Below are 16,203 nucleotides of genomic sequence, written 5' to 3'. Positions count from 1 at the left end.
CACCTTCAAGTTTGAAAACGGATAGTTGTTATCCGAAATAAGACTTGGAGGTGTTTTTTGTATGGGAACAAGAGTGAGTTATCCGATTGAAGTCAAACAGAAGGCTGTAGAAATGAGATTGGCAGGTGTGCCTATGAAAGAGATCATGCAGGAATTGAATATCAAGAATAAGACGCAGGTTCAGACATGGGTTAGGTGGCATAAAGCTGGAGATACACATCGATTTGAACAGCCTGTTGGTAAGCAATACACTTACGGAAAAGGTCCGGAGTACTCTTCCGAATTAGAGAAACTGCAGGCAGAGAACCGTTATCTGAGACAACAAAATGAAGTTTTAAAAAAGTACAACGAATTGGAAAGGAAGTTGATAGCCAAACGTCAGTCGAACTTGTAGAAGTATTGCACGGCACAATGACCGTACAGAATATCTGTGTTCATTTAGGTATCTCACGAGCATCTTATTATCGTTGGAAAAAGAACCTGACGAAAGATCATCCCAAGTGCCATTTGGAAAAACAAATCGGCACGTTGTGCCGAGAGCACAAGTATCGATATGGATATCGAAAAATTACAGCTATATTAAAAAAGGAAATGCGTATTAACCATAAAACGGTTCAGCGTATCATGCAGAAAAATCAGTGGCAGTGCCGGGTTAAGGTGAAAAAACGCAAGAAGAATGGGCAGCCATATGCCGTGGTTGATAATATATTAGATCGGAACTTTCAGTCTGATCATCCTCTTGAAAAACTAGTAACGGACATCACATATTTGCCTTATGGACAGAAACAATTGTACCTTTCCAGTATATTGGATGTATACAATGGAGAAGTGATTGCTTTCACGATTGGAGATAAGCAGGACACAGACTTTGTCTTAAACACACTTGATCAGCTGCCAACACTGCCTCAGAACTGCGTGTTACATAGTGACCAAGGATCTGTGTATACATCTTATGAGTATCAGAAAGCTGTTAAAACAAAAGGCATTACCATGAGCATGTCCCGCAAAGGGACGCCCGCTGATAATGCCTCCATCGAATCGTTTCATTCCTCACTAAAGTCTGAAACGTTCTATCTTAACAGCATTAATCGAACCACGACCGCCATCGTAGAACGCACTGTCAAAGAATACATTTATTATTATAACAACATTCGTATTCAAACGAAACGAAACAGCCAATCACCGATAAGCTATCGGCAATTGGCTGTATAAAAGGTGTTTTGATCCCTGTCTCAAAAACAGGGTTCAGTCCCATATCAGGTGCTTTTCGCTTTCAGCTTATTCAAATAATCAATCGCATCCTGCATCGTATCAACAGGCACGATCTTCATGTTCGAATCAATGTCTTTCGCTGTTTTTACTGCGTTTTTGTAATCAGAATTGCTTGCGCCGTTTTGATTCGGGGCGAAGAAAATGTCTTTGCCGGCTTTGTCTGCGGCAACAACTTTTTGGTCAATGCCGCCGATCGGGCCGACTTTCCCGTCAACATCAATGGTACCGGTTCCCGCAATGTCGTAGCCTTTTGTTTCGTCTGGTTTTGTAAGCTGATTATAGATTTCAAGCGACATCATTAATCCCGCTGACGGGCCGCCGATATTTTCGATTTCGAAATCAATATCAGGCTTTACCTTGACGTTTCTGTCCGTATACAGCGAAACTCCTATTCCGGCACGGCCAGGCTCATCAGGAAATTGATTTAACGCAAGGGTGACCGTCTTTTCTTTTTCTGCTCTTTCGATTTTTAACTTTACTTTATCCCCGGCTTTTTTGCTGCTGATATAATCGATCAGCTTTTCAGCAGACTGATAGTTTTTTCCGTCCGCACTGATGATTTTATCGCCGACTTCTATTTTCCCTTTCGCCGGCATGTTTTCGACAACTGAGCTTGCGTAGATGCCGTTAAAGGAATAGCTTACTTTTTTTCCTGCCTTTTGATATGCGGCGATGACGGCATTTTCCTGAGAGCTTTTCATCATTTGCAGCTGCCGTTTCATATATTCCTTATCTGATTCGCCTTCTTCCTTGATGCTTTCATCAGGAACAATTTCATAATAGGGGTGCATTTTAGCCCATGCGTATGTAAATGGATTAGCCGGTCCCACTTTGACAGTCATTAAGGACAGACTCCCTGTTTCCAGGTAGCCCCCCTCCACTTTTATCAGTGAGCCGAGCTCTGTCGCTTCTCCCGGTTTTGTAATATAGTATGGCAGTTTTATAAATGATACAACGGCAATCAGTATGAGGATGACAAGCATCCAGCTGAAATGTTTTTTACGTAGCAAGTTATTAGCCCTCCCAATTCTCTATTTCTTTTTTTATCTGGCTGATCATTCGGTTTGTTGCCTCCTCGCCTGCCGATATCATTTCATCAATATTGGCAAACGAGCTGGAGCTGTATGTTTCAAGAGAAGGGCGAATCATGATATCAGCGGCGATCGTCTGATGACGCACCAATTCATTTTGAAGTATATCCATACTTTGCATGATTACATCAAAAATATGCGCCGCCTTTTCGGTTTTCCGAACCCTGGAGACATCTGAAGCGATGATAATGTCAGCCCCCATATCTTTTACAACAGAAACCGGAATACGGTCGACCACCGCGCCGTCTACGAGAAGCCGTCCGTCCAGCTTCTGCGGAATAAAAATGCCTGGTATGCTGATGCTTGCCCGAACCGCATCTGACACTGACCCTTTGCGGAAAACAATCTTTTCTCCTGTCTGCAGATCACACGCGACAATTCCAAGAGGGATTTTGAGTTCCTCAATCGGTTTGCCGAATGTATAAGCATGCACGAGCTGCCTGACACGGTCACCTCTCAAAAAACCGAGTTTCGGTACCGTATAATCAGCATAGAGCCGCCGTTTGAAAGCCTTGGCGACTTTTTTCATCGTTTCCACGTCATGCCCCGCGGCATAGAAGCTGCCGACCAAAGCGCCCATACTGCTCCCCGCAATCATATCCACATCAATTTGGTGCTTATGTAAACTGGAAAGCACGCCGAGATGAGCAAGTCCTCTGGCGCCTCCCGATCCTAACGCTAACCCGATTTTAGGTTTGGCCAACATGTTAACCTCCTGCCCGAATTCCCTGTATACGGAATTCTATGGTCTAAACTGAACCCCTATGCTCGTATATTAGTACAAAGGGTCAAGAGGACAGGTACTGCTTGGCCGTTTCGAGTCATACCATATTTTATCATGATATACATGTCATTGTGCATTTTTAGCGTCGGGGAGGTAAGAATGAACTTGTCGAAGATTCATACACTTTTGATTGCTGCGTTTTTTATTTTTTTAACAGCGACTGTCATCTCACATCCGCAGGCCTCATTCGAAGCCTCTAAAACCGGGCTGTCCATGTGGTGGGAGGTCGTATTTCCGTCTTTGCTGCCGTTTTTCATACTGTCTGAGCTATTAATCGGCTTTGGTATTGTAAGGTTTGTCGGTGTTCTGCTTGAGCCTTTTATGCGCCCTATTTTCCGCGTGCCGGGTGTCGGCGGCTTCGTTCTGGCCATGGGCATGGCATCAGGGAACCCCGCGGGCGCAAAACTGACGGCAAGGCTGCGGCAGGAAAAACAGATTTCAAGAGTAGAAGCAGAACGGCTTGCTTCCTTCACCAATTCATCCAACCCGCTCTTTATTTTTGGAGCTGTCGCCGTCGGCTTTTTTCAGAATGCGTCATTAGGTATTTTATTAGCATCTGCACACTATTTGGGTAATTTGGCTGTCGGTTTAACGATGCGCTCCTACGGGCGTAAAGAAGAGCGCCAGCTCATGAGAAATAAAACCATATCTTTGCCTTCTATCAAAGATGCTTTACATGCGCTTCACACCGCAAGGCTTGCGGAAAAACGGCCTTTAGGAAAAATTTTGGGCGACGCTGTAACCTCATCCGTTCAAACGCTTCTAATGGTAGGCGGCTTTATTATTTTGTTTTCTGTCTTTAATCGTTTGTTATCCGTCGTACAGCTGACCGATATTCTCTCTATTGTTACAAAAGGCGCACTGACCTTGTTTCAGCTTCCCGCTCAATTGGACATTCCTCTATTATCAGGAATGTTTGAAATCACATTAGGAAGCAAGCTTGTCAGCGAGACAGATGTCTCCCTTTTGCAAAAAGCTGTTGTTGTCAGCTTTATCCTCGGATTCAGCGGCTTTTCCGTTCAGGCTCAGGTGGCAGGCATTTTATCAGAGACGGACATCAGATTTAAACCATTCTTTATCGCGCGTGTGCTGCAAGGCATTTATGCCGCCGTTTTTGTCATTCTGTTATGGAAACCTCTTTACACCGCGTGGAATGACCATGATCAGTACGTTTTTAAATCTCTTGATACAGGTGAGCTGCCGACAGCTCTTATCAGCGGATGGAATCTGCTTGTGCAGATTGGCCCTGCTGTCACGTTATGTGCACTGTTTACGTACATTTTCATTTTTTCTTACAGACTGACAAACGGTACAAAAAAAGGATGAGCTTAAAAACACTCATCCTTGCCTGAATTTTTCCTGAAGCGCCTTCTCGACTTCCGGCGGTACAAATTCTGACACCGCACCTTTATACTTTGCCACTTCTTTTACTATGCTTGAGCTTAAGAAAGAATATTGGTTATTTGTCATCATAAAAAAGGTTTCAATTGATTCATCAAGCACACGGTTTACGGATGTTCCCTGCATCTCGTACTCAAAATCAGACACCGCTCTCAAGCCTCTTAAAATGGCTTTTGCATTTTTTCTTTTTGCATAATCAATTAACAGCCCTTGTGACGTTTCAACTGTTATGTTCGGAATGTCTTTTGTCACTTCTCTCAAAAGCTCACAGCGTTCTTCTACACTGAATAGCGGCTTTTTTGAAGAATTGTTCAGCACACACACATACACTTGATCAAATATATTGGCCCCGCGTTTAATGATATCCAGATGCCCGTAGGTCACCGGATCAAAACTGCCGGGACAGACAGCTATACTCGTCACATCACAACCCCCTCTTTTTATAGATCGCCACCCCTGTCAGGCCGTAGGTTTCTTTTCTTGTTATCACTAGATCACCTACTGCTTCGGGAAGCTCGACGTCTTTGTCATGCTCTGCGACGATAAAGCCGCCATCCTCCAGCATTTGTTGTTCGTCTATCACACTTAAGAGCGCCTTCAGTTTTTGTTCCTTATACGGAGGATCAAGAAAAATCCCGTGAAAGCCCGCTTCTCTTTTCGCAGCTGCGTGCAAAGCACGTTCCGCATCATTACGGTACACATCTGCGTATGCTGTAAGCTCTAATGTTTTCAAGTTCGATTTCACCGTTTGAATCGCTTTAAAATCACGGTCAACAAATACACAATGCTCAAACCCTCGTGAAAGCGCTTCAATACCAAGACCTCCGCTTCCTGCGAATAAGTCAAGCCCCCTGCCCCCGTCAAAATAAGGGCCAATCATATTGAAAATGGATTCCTTCACTTTATCGGTTGTCGGTCTCGTTGATGTTCCCGGCACTGCCTTAAGTGAACGGCCTTTTTTTGATCCAGAAATTACTCTCATGTTCCACACCACTTTTTCTAAAAGCTATTTTGTTTCCTTGTTCGGCCGGACGCCGTTATGTATAAGAAAAAAACCAATCCTATCTTATCATAAAGCATTCTTTCAAACAATGAGCGCTAATCTTCATATACAAGTGTATAAGCGGAATGATCATTGTCCATACTATAAGCAACAGCATCCAGAGGATGTTGTTGCCAACCGCGGAGAAGACTTACGTTTCCCCATAAGTTCTTCCTCCGGTTTCTCCTCTCCCTTTGCCTTCTCCTTAACTTGTTAAGGAATAGAAGGACCCCGCAGAAACCTGCGGGGATTTTTTTATACAGCTATATTCCGATTTTATAATCATATTCTTTTGCTTTATCAAGCTTTGACTCAAATTCCAATTTTAAAAACGGTTTATATGAAGGCTCAACTTTCTTAACAAAAGAATAAGATGAGATCTTGTCCATTGTTTTTTCAATTTGGCCCATATCACAATACAGCACGACATATTTTAAGCGTTTTGACACATAATGCACATTTCCGAACTTTCTCAGCATTTTGCTTTGCTTTAAAGAATGAAGATACACAATCATGCCTTGGCGTCTATTCTCCAATACATTCACCTGCCTGATTTCTCTTATATGTAAAAGACGAGACGGCCAGTCTCGTCATGACACTTTGCATCCGCAGCCGCCGCCTGATCCGCAGCCGCCTCCGCATGAAGACAAACCGTCAAAATAAGGATTCCCAGTCGGAACTTTAATATGCTCTGATACAGCTGTCCCAATTTCAACGCTGATTTCATCAAGAATAGACTGCAGTTCCGTCTCTGCTTTTTTGAAGTCGGCCACCTTATCGTTCAGGTCGAGCTCCCGTTTGATCTCCCTCATTTTTCGGGATATTTCTCTATAGTCAGGATGATATTTGCCAAAACGCTGCACATCCTCATATTGCTCTTTTATTTTGATAAAAGAACGAATAATCCGCCCTGCCTCTTCATCTTCCTGGAGACGCTTGTAACAATTGCGGTAGTTCTCAGCCGTCTCCGACTGCAGAATCATCTCGGCAAGCTGCTGAGCTTCACTTTGAAGCCGCACGGATTCCATCGTCGCATACATAGCACGCACCTCCAGTTGTTAGTTTACCATGAAACCAGCCAATTGGAAAATGCTTAGCCGCACTTAAAAATGAAGTTGTAAAAGCCTCCCTAGTTTACACAATGAAAAAGACCCATTTTCGGGTCTTTTAATCTTTTGTCCGCATTGCTTGGAACATTTGCATCATCATTTGCGCCATTTGAATCCCGTTCGTAAATTGATTCACCCGATGCGGAATGGTTTTTTCGTAAAAATTCATCATCTCAAGCTGAAATGAAGCCAAGTCATCCGGCTTTCTCGCAAGCCTCCGGTACCATATCGGCTGTTCTCTTAAGAATCGTTTTCGTTCTTTATCTGCTAAAATAAATTCCTGAACGTCTTTGCGCATATAAGCTCTCCTTTATTAATCCTTCCGAAAAGAAAAAGGATGCTGTCCGGGTCCTGGCTGAGATTGCTTCTGTCCGCTTCCGGAAAATGTGTTGAGAAGGCTTTGCAACGATGAGATCGATTGGCTCATTTTATTGATCTGTTCATTCATTTGATTGACATCCATCTTTTTCACAGCTGTAACCATTTTAGAAACAAAATCATTTTTTTCTGATGTTTCGGGTACCGCTTCTGCGGCTTCCTCCGGTTCTCTGTACGGGTCCCAAATTGGGTCTTTCTCTCCGAAAAGGACCCAATTTTCGTACACGTCCTGCCAGCTTCTTTGTTCTTTGCGCACTTCTTTTATCAGCTTGGGATGTTTTTTAACGAATTGTTTAAAGTCATTAATTGAATGATTGGCATGTTGATTCGCCACAATCCTCACCCCCTCCGAAAAATATACCTACTACAATGTATCGGTTTGTGAGCCAATGTGTTCGCCTAATATTCATCGAAAAATCTTTTTCTCGTAAAACAAGAAGCGCGGAACAACATAAGCTTCCTCCCCCGATAAAGCCGGGGCCTAAATTGTTCCTGAAATCAAGATTCCTGCCCTTTGCAAATGTTTGGGATGCCGCATTCCAAAGCCCATCAGAACAAGATCCTTAATCGGCCCCGGCCGGTCTTAAAGTCTCCTCATCAAAAAAGAGCCGGGCAGCAACACGTTGATCCAGCTTCAGCTCCTTAAAAGTTCATTTTTTTGGTAATGTCACTCACAGTATCCATTGAGAAAGCTTCGTCTACTGTAATTCCTTGTTCTAAAGCCTTTGCAGAAACAATAAAAAGCCGCAGAACCTGTTGTCCGCGGCTGATTTCAGCGTTTAATAAAGTTTTGAGTGTAATACTTCCGGTCTACACCGACGCCAAGGTGCGTGTAGTCTGAATGTAGAAGCGCTTTTCGATGGCCTTCACTATTCAGCCAGCCTTCTACAGCAGCCGGACCGTCCACATAATTGTACGCGATATTTTCTCCCGCTTGCTCAAAGTCGACATCCCCTTTTTCTAAGCGGTCCTTCAGCGTGCCGTATTTCTTCGATACATGGGAGAAATAGTTGTTTTCTTTCATATCCTCACTGTGGCCAAAAGCCACTTCGGCCGTCGGCTGATCCCACTCAAGCTTAGCTAACCCATGTTTGACACGAATAACATTGGTCAAATCGAGTATTTGCTTTTCACTCGTTGATTGGATCTCTTTCCACTTATCTTCCGTAACGGTTTGCGGTTCTACTAACTCACCGCGGTACACTACCTCATAAGGTCTTTGCTTGACAAAGGTTTGCGCATCAAACGCCCTGATGCTGGATAGCTTCCCTTCAAATTTGTCCATATACAGCTGGACGTACATCTTCCCTACTTTTACAGTCGGTCTGGTGTTGATGTCCTCTTCAGAAAACTCAAACCGATAGGAATTTCCTTTATACTCTACATTTACAAACGGAGCCACCTGGGTTGTCTTAAATACTTCTCCCGTTGACTCACCGATTTTGAAGGGCTTTGCGTTAATATCATTTCCCGCCGCAAATAATGTGACCACTTTATTGTGCAGCATCCCGATTTGCACATACTGGTCTTTTCCCTGATTGTAAACCCACCATTCGTAATCATAAGCCGAGGGGTCAATACGTTCCGGTTCCCCAAGTTTTTTCTTTACATCGTCGGCGGATTTGCCCATAAAGGACAATAATCCTGAAGTCGGCATATGTATTCGTTTGCCGCTTGCCGCTTCCTCGTTAGAGACTTGAGGTTCGCTGTCATTTGATTTTTTTTCAGGAACAGCCCCATATTGAATAAACAGAACATAAGTTCCGCAAATAATCAAGAGGATAACCATGGCTCTTAATATATTTTTCAATCTATCACCCCCGTGATGTGAATTGCATGTCTTGCCTTATTTTTCATTACAATACAGCCTATTTAACATGTCAAAGATTTATGTGTTAATGCAAAAAGCCTTGCTCTCTGTTTTCGTCCTCTGAAATATCTGATAAAGCACTGCCGGCACGTTCATTTGTTTGTTCAGATAAGGAAAGATCGCCAAGCGTGACAATACCAGTCAGCTTGTTGTTTTTGGTTACAGGTATGCGCCTGAGCTGATGGGATGCCATTAAATGAAGAACCTCATCAACTGGCGCGTCCTCTTCAACACTGACAGGTTTTTCAGTCATAGCGTCAGTGATTTTTTGCGAGTTTGGCCTTTTTGAGGCGATGCCTCTTAACACCAGATCACGATCGGTTACGATGCCGACCAGTGTTTCTCCATCCTCATCAACTACCGGAATGGCTCCTACATCCGCGTCTTTCATCTTTACCGCAGCTTCATATACATTATCTAATACCGTGCAATATTGCAAGTCAGCCGTCATCAGATCTTTTATTTTTGTCATCCGTAAAACCTCCTTTTATCTAGTGATATTTTCGTCAAATTTTCATTTTTGCATACTTTCAAAAGAAGAAGATTCATTGAAAGTTTAACGCTTTCATACTATGATTGTCAGGAAAGGTAATTTTTATAAGGAGGGGTCAGTGTTGAAGTTTACTGATAGCGGACTTGAAGGGGTAAAGGCTGAGCTCAGCCTCTTGGACGATTTGATGGAAAGCAAGGGACTCATCAGAGCCGGTCAATGGGATTATGAAAGAGTGACCTATGACAGAAAGTTTTCGACGATTGAGGGAACGTTTTACCTGCGGGTTCAAGGCATTGCGACAGAGGGCGATGTCGGAAGCGGCCGCGCCGTTATTCAATTAATGCCCCCTCTATTAGGAAAACACTATTACCCGCACGGAGTGGAATACGGAGAAACAGAAGAATTCCCAGTGCAGGTTGTGACCAAAAGCAAGGCACTCATCCAGGACATCTCCGACATGCTGAAAACAGTTCAAATGTAATAAAAAAGGTACAGCCGATTGCCGCTGTACCTTTTATGATATCGTCTGCTGAATATAAGGCGGCTCCTCCTGTCCATCCTTTTCCCTTTCCTTCTTCACCCATTGGAAAAAGACAATAGCCAAAAAAGCGCCGTACACAATTTCCTGAATGATTTTCATCATAACTGCCCCGAGTTGCTGATCCTCTAACAAAGGAAGTGTGTTAAACATTTCCGGTCCTGTTAACGGAACCTGTCCCAGCATATCCGCAGGAACACAAAGCTTCATGGCTTCCGCCCAGGCAGACGGATCGGTATAAGTGGCATATAATGGCGTGCCGCTAAACATGATCAGTGCACAAGCAGGCGTGAGCAGCATACCGTCCGCCATAATATAGCCCAGCTTCATCAAACCGCTGAGCTGCGGGAGCCGAGCCACCTTGTGTACGAGCGGCCACCACATAAAAAACGCTAACACGAAGATGAGCCAAGTCATTAACGCATGGTAAAGCGTATCCGTTTTGACAGTATCAAATATTAGCGGCACATGATATAGAGAAAAAATGCCGTTAAATAAAAGCAATGCAATTAAAGGTGTAGAGAAAAATGTAAAAAACGGTTTAATGGCAGGCCGAAAAATCATTTTTTCCCAGGCCCATGCGGGAATTCCTGCGATTAATAAAGGCGGAACCACTAAATACAAAACAGCCATCTGCACCATATGGGCGCTGAACATAATATGTCCGAGCAGATCAACCGGGCTTCCTTCGGCTGCATATAAAAACAGCATCGCCGACAGAAAACAGGCCATTTCTTTACCCGTGATACGGTCAGGCTTTGAAGTCAACCGTCTGTAAAAAAAGATGTAAAGCACCGTGATGCCTAAAAGGATACAAAAAAGATAAGGGCTCCACATGGCGCGAAACCCAAACACGTCTAACTGATTCATGTCTTCACCTCCGGCGGCTGCTCAAATTACCACCATATAATTGTAACAAACGCAAGCACCGTAATGAACGCGACAAACATGCCTGAATACAGAAACAATGCCGGCGCTTCATGCCCTTTCTGATTCATATGCATGAAGTAATACAGCTGAAATATCACTTGAATAGCCGCGAGCAGTATAATGAAAGGAATCGTAAACCAGCTGCCGATGCCGTCTGTTGCCACAGTCAGAAATGCAACGAGCGTAAGGCCGATCATCAGGCCAAAAGACATGACTTGATATTTCATCTCCTGAGCATGCTTCTTTTTCTTATATTCAAGGTCGCTGCTGATATGTCCTCTGCTTTTTTTATCGACCATGTTTATCCCACCATCCCCATTAAATATACAACGGTAAAGATAAAGACCCACACGACATCAATAAAATGCCAGTAAAGACTGGCCACGTAAAACTTAGGCGCTGTATATAAGCTTAAGCCCCTTTTTGCATTGCGGATCATCAGCGTACTGATCCACAAAAGGCCAAACGCCACGTGTGCACCATGTGTGCCGACAAGCGTATAAAACGATGAGCCAAGCGCCGAGCTTGTGATGGTAAAGCCAAACTCATGTGTGTAATGCTTAAATTCATAAATTTCCAAGCCTAAAAATCCCGCACCCAATAACAAGGTAATTCCCAGCCAGAGCTGCATTTTGCCAAATGAAAAGTTTTTCATATGGTACATCGCATACACACTCGTTAAACTGCTCGTTAATAAGAGCATTGTGGCGATAAAAACGAGTGTGACATCAAACATTTCTGTCGTAGGCGGGTCACCGGCGTTTGAATTCCGTAGTGCAAGAAAAGTGGCGAAGAGAGACGCGAACAGAACAGTCTCTCCCCCAAGAAAAAGCCAAAATCCTAAAAATTTATTTTTCCCTTCCATTGTTGCTTTTTCGGGAGAAGCTGGAAAGGTCTCTGCGGTGAATTTTTCTTCAATTTGCATTACGCCTTCACCCCTTTATCATCGTTCGGCAGTTCCTCTTTGTGAATATGATAACCGTGATCATCAATCAATGAACGGAGCAGCATTGTAAAAAATGTGATGCCAAGTCCGATAAAGATCACCGGCAGGCCCCAAGCGTGGTCGGTTCTATACAAGAGACCAAAGGCAGCGACAAAGAGACCGAAGGAAATGATCAGCGGCAGAATTGAACCGTTTGGCATATGGATATCATCAACCGGTTCAGCCGGTGTCATAGATTTGTGTCCCGCCTGCTTTTCGATCCACAGCGGGTCAAGCCCTCTGACAAATGGAAGCTGTTTAAAATTATATTCAGGCGGCGGTGACGAAACAGCCCATTCAAGCGTACGTCCGTCATGCCATGGATCATCTCCGACATATTCGCCCTTCACCGAAGTCCATATGACATTGACAAGCAGGAGGATAACTGCTGCTGCCATAAAAAACGCCCCGATTGTACTGATCAAGTTGCCGGTTTCAAGGCCCTGGCCTGGCAAGAAGGTATACACACGGCGCGGCATGCCCATTAAACCGACAAAGTGCTGGATGAAAAAAGTAAGATGGAAACCGATAAAAAACAAAACAAATGAAATTTTCCCCATTGTTTCATGCAGAATTTTACCAAACATTTTCGGCCACCAGAAATGAACACCGGCTAATAGCCCGAATACGACTCCGCCTATAATGACATAGTGAAAGTGCGCCACCACAAAATACGTATCATGGAACTGGTAATCTGCAGCTGCCGCAGCCAGCATGACACCTGTCACACCGCCAAGCACAAAGGATGGGATAAATGAGACGGCATACAGCATGGCCGTCGTGTACTTCACATTTCCTCCCCAAATCGTCAGCAGCCAGTTAAATATCTTAATCCCGGTCGGGATCGCGATCGCCATTGTAGCAACTGCAAAGATTGCGTTCGCAATCGGTCCAAGACCTGTGGTAAACATGTGGTGCACCCAAACCATAAAGCCAAGAAAACCGATAAGCACGATCGCAAAAACCATTGAAGAATATCCAAACAATCGCTTTCTGGAAAACACAGGGATGACCTCTGAGAAAATGCCGAAAGCAGGCAAAATCAGAATATAAACCTCCGGATGTCCGAATATCCAAAATAAATGCTCCCAAATAATCGTGTTACCGCCAAGCTCAGGATTAAAGAAATTTGTGCCGAACAGCCGATCCAGCATCATAAGAGCCAAGCCAACCGTAAGCGGCGGAAACGCAAACAAAATTAATGCCGACGCCACAAATGTCGTCCATGTAAACAAAGGCAGCCTCATGTACGTCATGCCGGGAGCCCTCATGTTAATAATCGTGGCCAAAAAGTTAATCCCGGCTATCAGCGTCCCCAGTCCGGATATTTGCAGTCCAAGGACGAAAAAGTCTATGCCGTGCCCTTTTGAATGAAGCGAAAGCGAGGCATATGACGTCCAGCCCGCATCTGGCGCTCCTCCCAAAAACCAGCTTAAGTTTAAGAAAATGCCCCCGAAAAAGAAGAGCCAAAAACCAAGCGAATTTAAAAATGGAAACGAAACATCCCGCGCTCCGATCTGCAATGGAACAACCGCATTCATCAAAGCAAATAAAAGCGGCATCGCAGCCAAAAAGATCATTGTCGTCCCGTGCATCGTCATCACTTCATTGTACGCTTGAGCACTGAGAAAAGCATTTTCCGGCTTTGCAAGCTGGATTCTGATAAACATCGCTTCAATTCCCCCGACAAGAAAAAAGAATCCCCCTGCGATTAAATAAAGTATCGCGATTTTTTTATGGTCCACCGTCGTCAAATAATCCCAAAGCATAGATCCGCGCGTCCGCTTTTCTGTAAGCGCATTCAACATATGTGACCTCCCCCAATATCTCCCTTTCTTCCCTACTTGCTTTCTGCTTTCAAGCCTTTTAAGTATTCATAAAGCGCGTCCATTTCACTGTCTGAAAGCTTCGGATATGTTCCTGTCATTTTGTTCCCTGGCTTTATGCTCTCAGGGTCTTTCAGCCAGGCTTTCACATTTTCTTCATTGGCATCCTTTACCCCTGCCACTTTTGTCCTTTCACCGAAAGTCGCCAGATTTGGCGCCGTTCTTGCTGCCTCTGCACGCTTATCATTTGGCTCGACCGCATGGCAGCTCAGGCAGTTCTTCTCTTTGAACAGCTCTTCCCCCTGCTTAGCCAAATCACTTTCTGCTGCCGTCTTATAGTTTTTCATATCTTTTGTCCATGACTGGAATTCTTTCGCAGAAAGCGCCTTTACTTTAAAATCCATGAGTGCGTGTGAAGGCCCGCAAAGCTCAGCGCACTTTCCAAAAAACGTATCTCCCGCCTCTTTGCTGCGTTTTGAATCGAAAGTTAAGAAGAACGTATTTTCGTTATCAGTATTGGTATCAATTTTTCCTCCTGCTGAAGGAATCCAGAAAGAATGTTTTACATCAGAGGCTTTTAAACTGAAATAAACCCGCTGGTCTGTCGGTACGATCAGCTCCTGGCTTGTGATAATGCCGTAATCAGGATACTCGAACTCCCACCAATACAAATTTGCTCTGACATTGACAACGAGAGCATCCTCGGCTTTGCGGTTTTTCTTATCCATAGGTGATGTATCTGCGAGTTCAAGCGTATATAATACGACAGGGATAACAAGAATGATGAGCAGCAAAATAGGGATCACTGTCCATGTGATTTCTAAAAATTTATTCCCTTCCACCTGTTTTGGTATCGTGTTCTCCCCAACCCGCGACCTTCTGAATCTTACAATCACGTAAAAGAAGATAACAGATACGACTGCTACGACAACAACCATAATCAATGTACTGAGCACTGTCAGGTCATACTGTTTATCAGCCACCTCGCCAGCAGGCTTGAGCGTGGATAAAAAAGGTTTTCCACATCCGCTTAACAGAAGCGGCACCAAGGCTAATAATAAGATAAGACGCCAATGCTTTACCATTTCACCCAACCCCTTTTCTGGTCAATACAGCGGCGGAAAATAGATTGATTCCATCGCAATCCGGCCGCCTCCCAATAAAGCACTTACATTTCCTCTTCTCTTAAATTATGAGTTTTTTTACTCAAAATGCCATCTATGTATAAAAGTAAAGCCGCCTGATTAAACAAAAGGTCAAGGCGGCATTCACTAGTTGTCATCGGTTATTTTGAAGCGATAAAACAAGCAATATATCTATTTTTTAGAAAAGCGTAAAGACAACCATTGCAACGAAATAGATTGTCATGTAATTCAGTGAGTAAACGAACATCATCGTCGCCCACTTCATGATATTTTTTGAACGGAAACCCATCAAACCAAGAATCAGCCAGCCGATATTTAACAGCAATCCGAGAATTACAATCGGTAGACCTAGGCTTCCTAAAAAGAATGGAAGCGGCATCAGGCACGCAACCCATACAATAATTTGTCTTTTCGTCACTTCAAATCCATATACGACTGGAAGCATTGGAATATTCGCGGCTCTGTAGTCCTCAGTTTTCTTAATGGCAAGCGATAAGAAGTGAGGAATCTGCCAAATGAATAAAATCATAAATAATACCCATGCCACGACGCCGATATTTCCTTCTACTGCCGTCCATCCAATCAGAGGCGGCACTGCTCCGGAAACACTCCCTACTACTGTGTTAATCGTATAGCGGCGTTTCGTCCACATTGTGTACAGTACAACATAAGTAAATACTCCGATAAAACCAATAACAGCAGCCATCACAGTGGTCATCAGCAGCATGATCAATCCTAAAGCAACAAGCAAAATTCCAGACCATAATGCCTGATTCGGCTGAATTTTACCCGTAACCGTCGGTCTTACTTTTGTACGCTCCATGATATGGTCAATGTCCCGGTCATACCAGTTATTGATCGCACAGGACCCCGCAATAATCAAAGATGATCCAAATAAAGTAAGAAGAACGGTGTTTATATTGCCTAAAAAGCTTAAACCGGAAATATGAAAAGCAAGCCACATTCCAGTAAAAGTTGTGATGAGATTAGAATTTACGATCCCTATTTTAATGAGGGACAGAAAATCTTTCCATGCCGTTGTTTCTTCAATTTGTCCGTCTATAGCTGTATCATTTAAGATTCTGGAGTTAGCCATAACGTAAACCTCCCTTACAAACCTAACGCAGGTTTATAATAACCTGCAACTCTATCATACAAGATAACAACTTGTAAAAAAACATCCTATTAAATATTAAACGAGAAACAGGAATTTATTTGTGAACTTTTTATGAATTTTACCAAAGATGAAGGCAAACGCCAATTCGATAATGCGTTTACCTTATTTCTATCAGACCCGGCATGAATAATCAAGTATACATTTCCAGAAGTCGTGATTCTA

At 43.6% G+C, this 16,203-nt stretch carries 19 protein-coding genes; 3 read left to right on the top strand and 16 right to left on the bottom strand.

Annotation, left to right across the window (positions count from 1 at the left end):
* Positions 1–61: 61 nt before the first annotated feature.
* Positions 62–1,212, top strand: a protein-coding gene (locus tag NSS75_RS08420; protein WP_339236962.1) for an IS3 family transposase whose coding sequence is annotated in 2 segments (ribosomal slippage) — positions 62–335 and positions 335–1,212 — 1,152 coding nt in all. Because the reading frame shifts where the segments join, the coding sequence is not laid out codon by codon here.
* Between the two features lie 44 nt (positions 1,213–1,256).
* Here NSS75_RS08420 and ddcP read toward each other — a convergent pair.
* A complete protein-coding gene (ddcP, locus tag NSS75_RS08415) occupies positions 1,257–2,282 on the bottom strand; it encodes a protease DdcP (protein WP_339236960.1) in 1,026 nt (341 codons plus the stop codon).
* Positions 2,283–2,286: 4 nt separating this feature from the next.
* Positions 2,287–3,066, bottom strand: coding sequence for a patatin family protein (locus NSS75_RS08410; RefSeq protein WP_024121297.1), 780 nt, complete (start codon positions 3,064–3,066; stop codon positions 2,287–2,289).
* 180 nt (positions 3,067–3,246) lie between these two features.
* Between NSS75_RS08410 and ylbJ the strand changes: the two genes are divergently transcribed.
* A complete protein-coding gene (gene ylbJ / locus NSS75_RS08405; RefSeq protein WP_024121296.1) occupies positions 3,247–4,473 on the top strand; it encodes a sporulation integral membrane protein YlbJ in 1,227 nt (408 codons plus the stop codon).
* A 12-nt stretch (positions 4,474–4,485) separates the two neighbouring features.
* Here the strand turns inward: ylbJ and coaD are convergent, their stop codons facing one another.
* The 8 genes from coaD to NSS75_RS08365 all read right to left on the bottom strand — a co-directional run bounded on the left by coaD (position 4,486) and on the right by NSS75_RS08365 (position 9,419).
* Positions 4,486–4,971: a pantetheine-phosphate adenylyltransferase gene (gene coaD, locus NSS75_RS08400; protein ID WP_024121295.1), complete on the bottom strand. Its 486-nt coding sequence runs from the start codon at positions 4,969–4,971 to the stop codon at positions 4,486–4,488.
* A 1-nt stretch (position 4,972) separates the two neighbouring features.
* Entirely contained in the window at positions 4,973–5,530 is a 558-nt protein-coding gene (gene rsmD, locus NSS75_RS08395) for a 16S rRNA (guanine(966)-N(2))-methyltransferase RsmD (RefSeq protein ID WP_105954181.1), read from the bottom strand.
* Between the two features lie 323 nt (positions 5,531–5,853).
* Positions 5,854–6,126, bottom strand: a complete 273-nt coding sequence (locus tag NSS75_RS08390; RefSeq protein ID WP_024121293.1) for a YlbG family protein — start codon at positions 6,124–6,126, stop codon at positions 5,854–5,856.
* Between the two features lie 54 nt (positions 6,127–6,180).
* Positions 6,181–6,630: a regulatory iron-sulfur-containing complex subunit RicF gene (gene ricF, locus NSS75_RS08385; RefSeq protein ID WP_010334140.1), complete on the bottom strand. Its 450-nt coding sequence runs from the start codon at positions 6,628–6,630 to the stop codon at positions 6,181–6,183.
* Between the two features lie 127 nt (positions 6,631–6,757).
* Positions 6,758–6,997, bottom strand: a complete 240-nt coding sequence (locus NSS75_RS08380; protein ID WP_024121292.1) for a YlbE-like family protein — start codon at positions 6,995–6,997, stop codon at positions 6,758–6,760.
* A gap of 15 nt (positions 6,998–7,012) precedes the next feature.
* A complete protein-coding gene (locus tag NSS75_RS08375) occupies positions 7,013–7,411 on the bottom strand; it encodes a YlbD family protein (RefSeq protein ID WP_101860695.1) in 399 nt (132 codons plus the stop codon).
* Positions 7,412–7,849: 438 nt separating this feature from the next.
* Entirely contained in the window at positions 7,850–8,887 is a 1,038-nt protein-coding gene (locus NSS75_RS08370; RefSeq protein WP_024121290.1) for a CAP domain-containing protein, read from the bottom strand.
* Between the two features lie 85 nt (positions 8,888–8,972).
* Entirely contained in the window at positions 8,973–9,419 is a 447-nt protein-coding gene (locus NSS75_RS08365) for a CBS domain-containing protein (protein ID WP_010334136.1), read from the bottom strand.
* A 139-nt stretch (positions 9,420–9,558) separates the two neighbouring features.
* Between NSS75_RS08365 and NSS75_RS08360 the strand changes: the two genes are divergently transcribed.
* On the top strand, positions 9,559–9,921 hold the full coding sequence (locus NSS75_RS08360; protein WP_081638298.1) for a YugN family protein: 363 nt from the start codon (positions 9,559–9,561) through the stop codon (positions 9,919–9,921).
* Positions 9,922–9,954: 33 nt separating this feature from the next.
* Here NSS75_RS08360 and ctaG read toward each other — a convergent pair whose 3' ends face one another.
* The 6 genes from ctaG to cyoE all read right to left on the bottom strand — a co-directional run bounded on the left by ctaG (position 9,955) and on the right by cyoE (position 15,960).
* Complete coding sequence (ctaG, locus tag NSS75_RS08355; RefSeq protein WP_103671644.1) at positions 9,955–10,848, bottom strand: cytochrome c oxidase assembly factor CtaG; 894 nt, start codon at positions 10,846–10,848, stop codon at positions 9,955–9,957.
* Between the two features lie 26 nt (positions 10,849–10,874).
* Positions 10,875–11,207: a cytochrome c oxidase subunit IVB gene (gene ctaF / locus NSS75_RS08350; protein WP_024121287.1), complete on the bottom strand. Its 333-nt coding sequence runs from the start codon at positions 11,205–11,207 to the stop codon at positions 10,875–10,877.
* 2 nt (positions 11,208–11,209) lie between these two features.
* A complete protein-coding gene (gene ctaE, locus NSS75_RS08345; RefSeq protein ID WP_339236950.1) occupies positions 11,210–11,833 on the bottom strand; it encodes a cytochrome c oxidase subunit III in 624 nt (207 codons plus the stop codon).
* A complete protein-coding gene (ctaD, locus tag NSS75_RS08340; protein WP_024121286.1) occupies positions 11,833–13,701 on the bottom strand; it encodes a cytochrome c oxidase subunit I in 1,869 nt (622 codons plus the stop codon). The genes ctaE and ctaD overlap by 1 nt, the downstream gene beginning before the upstream one ends.
* A gap of 32 nt (positions 13,702–13,733) precedes the next feature.
* Positions 13,734–14,804: a cytochrome c oxidase subunit II gene (coxB, locus tag NSS75_RS08335; RefSeq protein ID WP_326230661.1), complete on the bottom strand. Its 1,071-nt coding sequence runs from the start codon at positions 14,802–14,804 to the stop codon at positions 13,734–13,736.
* A gap of 238 nt (positions 14,805–15,042) precedes the next feature.
* On the bottom strand, positions 15,043–15,960 hold the full coding sequence (gene cyoE / locus NSS75_RS08330) for a heme o synthase (RefSeq protein ID WP_010334129.1): 918 nt from the start codon (positions 15,958–15,960) through the stop codon (positions 15,043–15,045).
* Between the last annotated feature and the right edge of the window lie 243 nt (positions 15,961–16,203).

Origin of the sequence: Bacillus sp. FSL K6-1012, assembly GCF_037964915.1 — a bacterium.
In the GTDB taxonomy this organism is placed as follows: domain Bacteria; phylum Bacillota; class Bacilli; order Bacillales; family Bacillaceae; genus Bacillus; species Bacillus halotolerans.
This window is presented reverse-complemented; position numbering and strand designations above follow the sequence as displayed.

Coding starts and splice junctions, on each gene's coding strand:
- ylbJ (WP_024121296.1), top strand. CDS start 3,247: ATGAACTTGTCGAAGATTCATACACTTTTGATTGCTGCGTTTTTTATT.
- rsmD (WP_105954181.1), bottom strand. CDS start 5,530: ATGAGAGTAATTTCTGGATCAAAAAAAGGCCGTTCACTTAAGGCAGTG.
- ricF (WP_010334140.1), bottom strand. CDS start 6,630: ATGTATGCGACGATGGAATCCGTGCGGCTTCAAAGTGAAGCTCAGCAG.
- NSS75_RS08380 (WP_024121292.1), bottom strand. CDS start 6,997: ATGCGCAAAGACGTTCAGGAATTTATTTTAGCAGATAAAGAACGAAAA.
- NSS75_RS08365 (WP_010334136.1), bottom strand. CDS start 9,419: ATGACAAAAATAAAAGATCTGATGACGGCTGACTTGCAATATTGCACG.
- ctaG (WP_103671644.1), bottom strand. CDS start 10,848: ATGAATCAGTTAGACGTGTTTGGGTTTCGCGCCATGTGGAGCCCTTAT.
- ctaF (WP_024121287.1), bottom strand. CDS start 11,207: ATGGTCGATAAAAAAAGCAGAGGACATATCAGCAGCGACCTTGAATAT.
- ctaE (WP_339236950.1), bottom strand. CDS start 11,833: ATGCAAATTGAAGAAAAATTCACCGCAGAGACCTTTCCAGCTTCTCCC.
- ctaD (WP_024121286.1), bottom strand. CDS start 13,701: ATGTTGAATGCGCTTACAGAAAAGCGGACGCGCGGATCTATGCTTTGG.
- coxB (WP_326230661.1), bottom strand. CDS start 14,804: ATGGTAAAGCATTGGCGTCTTATCTTATTATTAGCCTTGGTGCCGCTT.
- cyoE (WP_010334129.1), bottom strand. CDS start 15,960: ATGGCTAACTCCAGAATCTTAAATGATACAGCTATAGACGGACAAATT.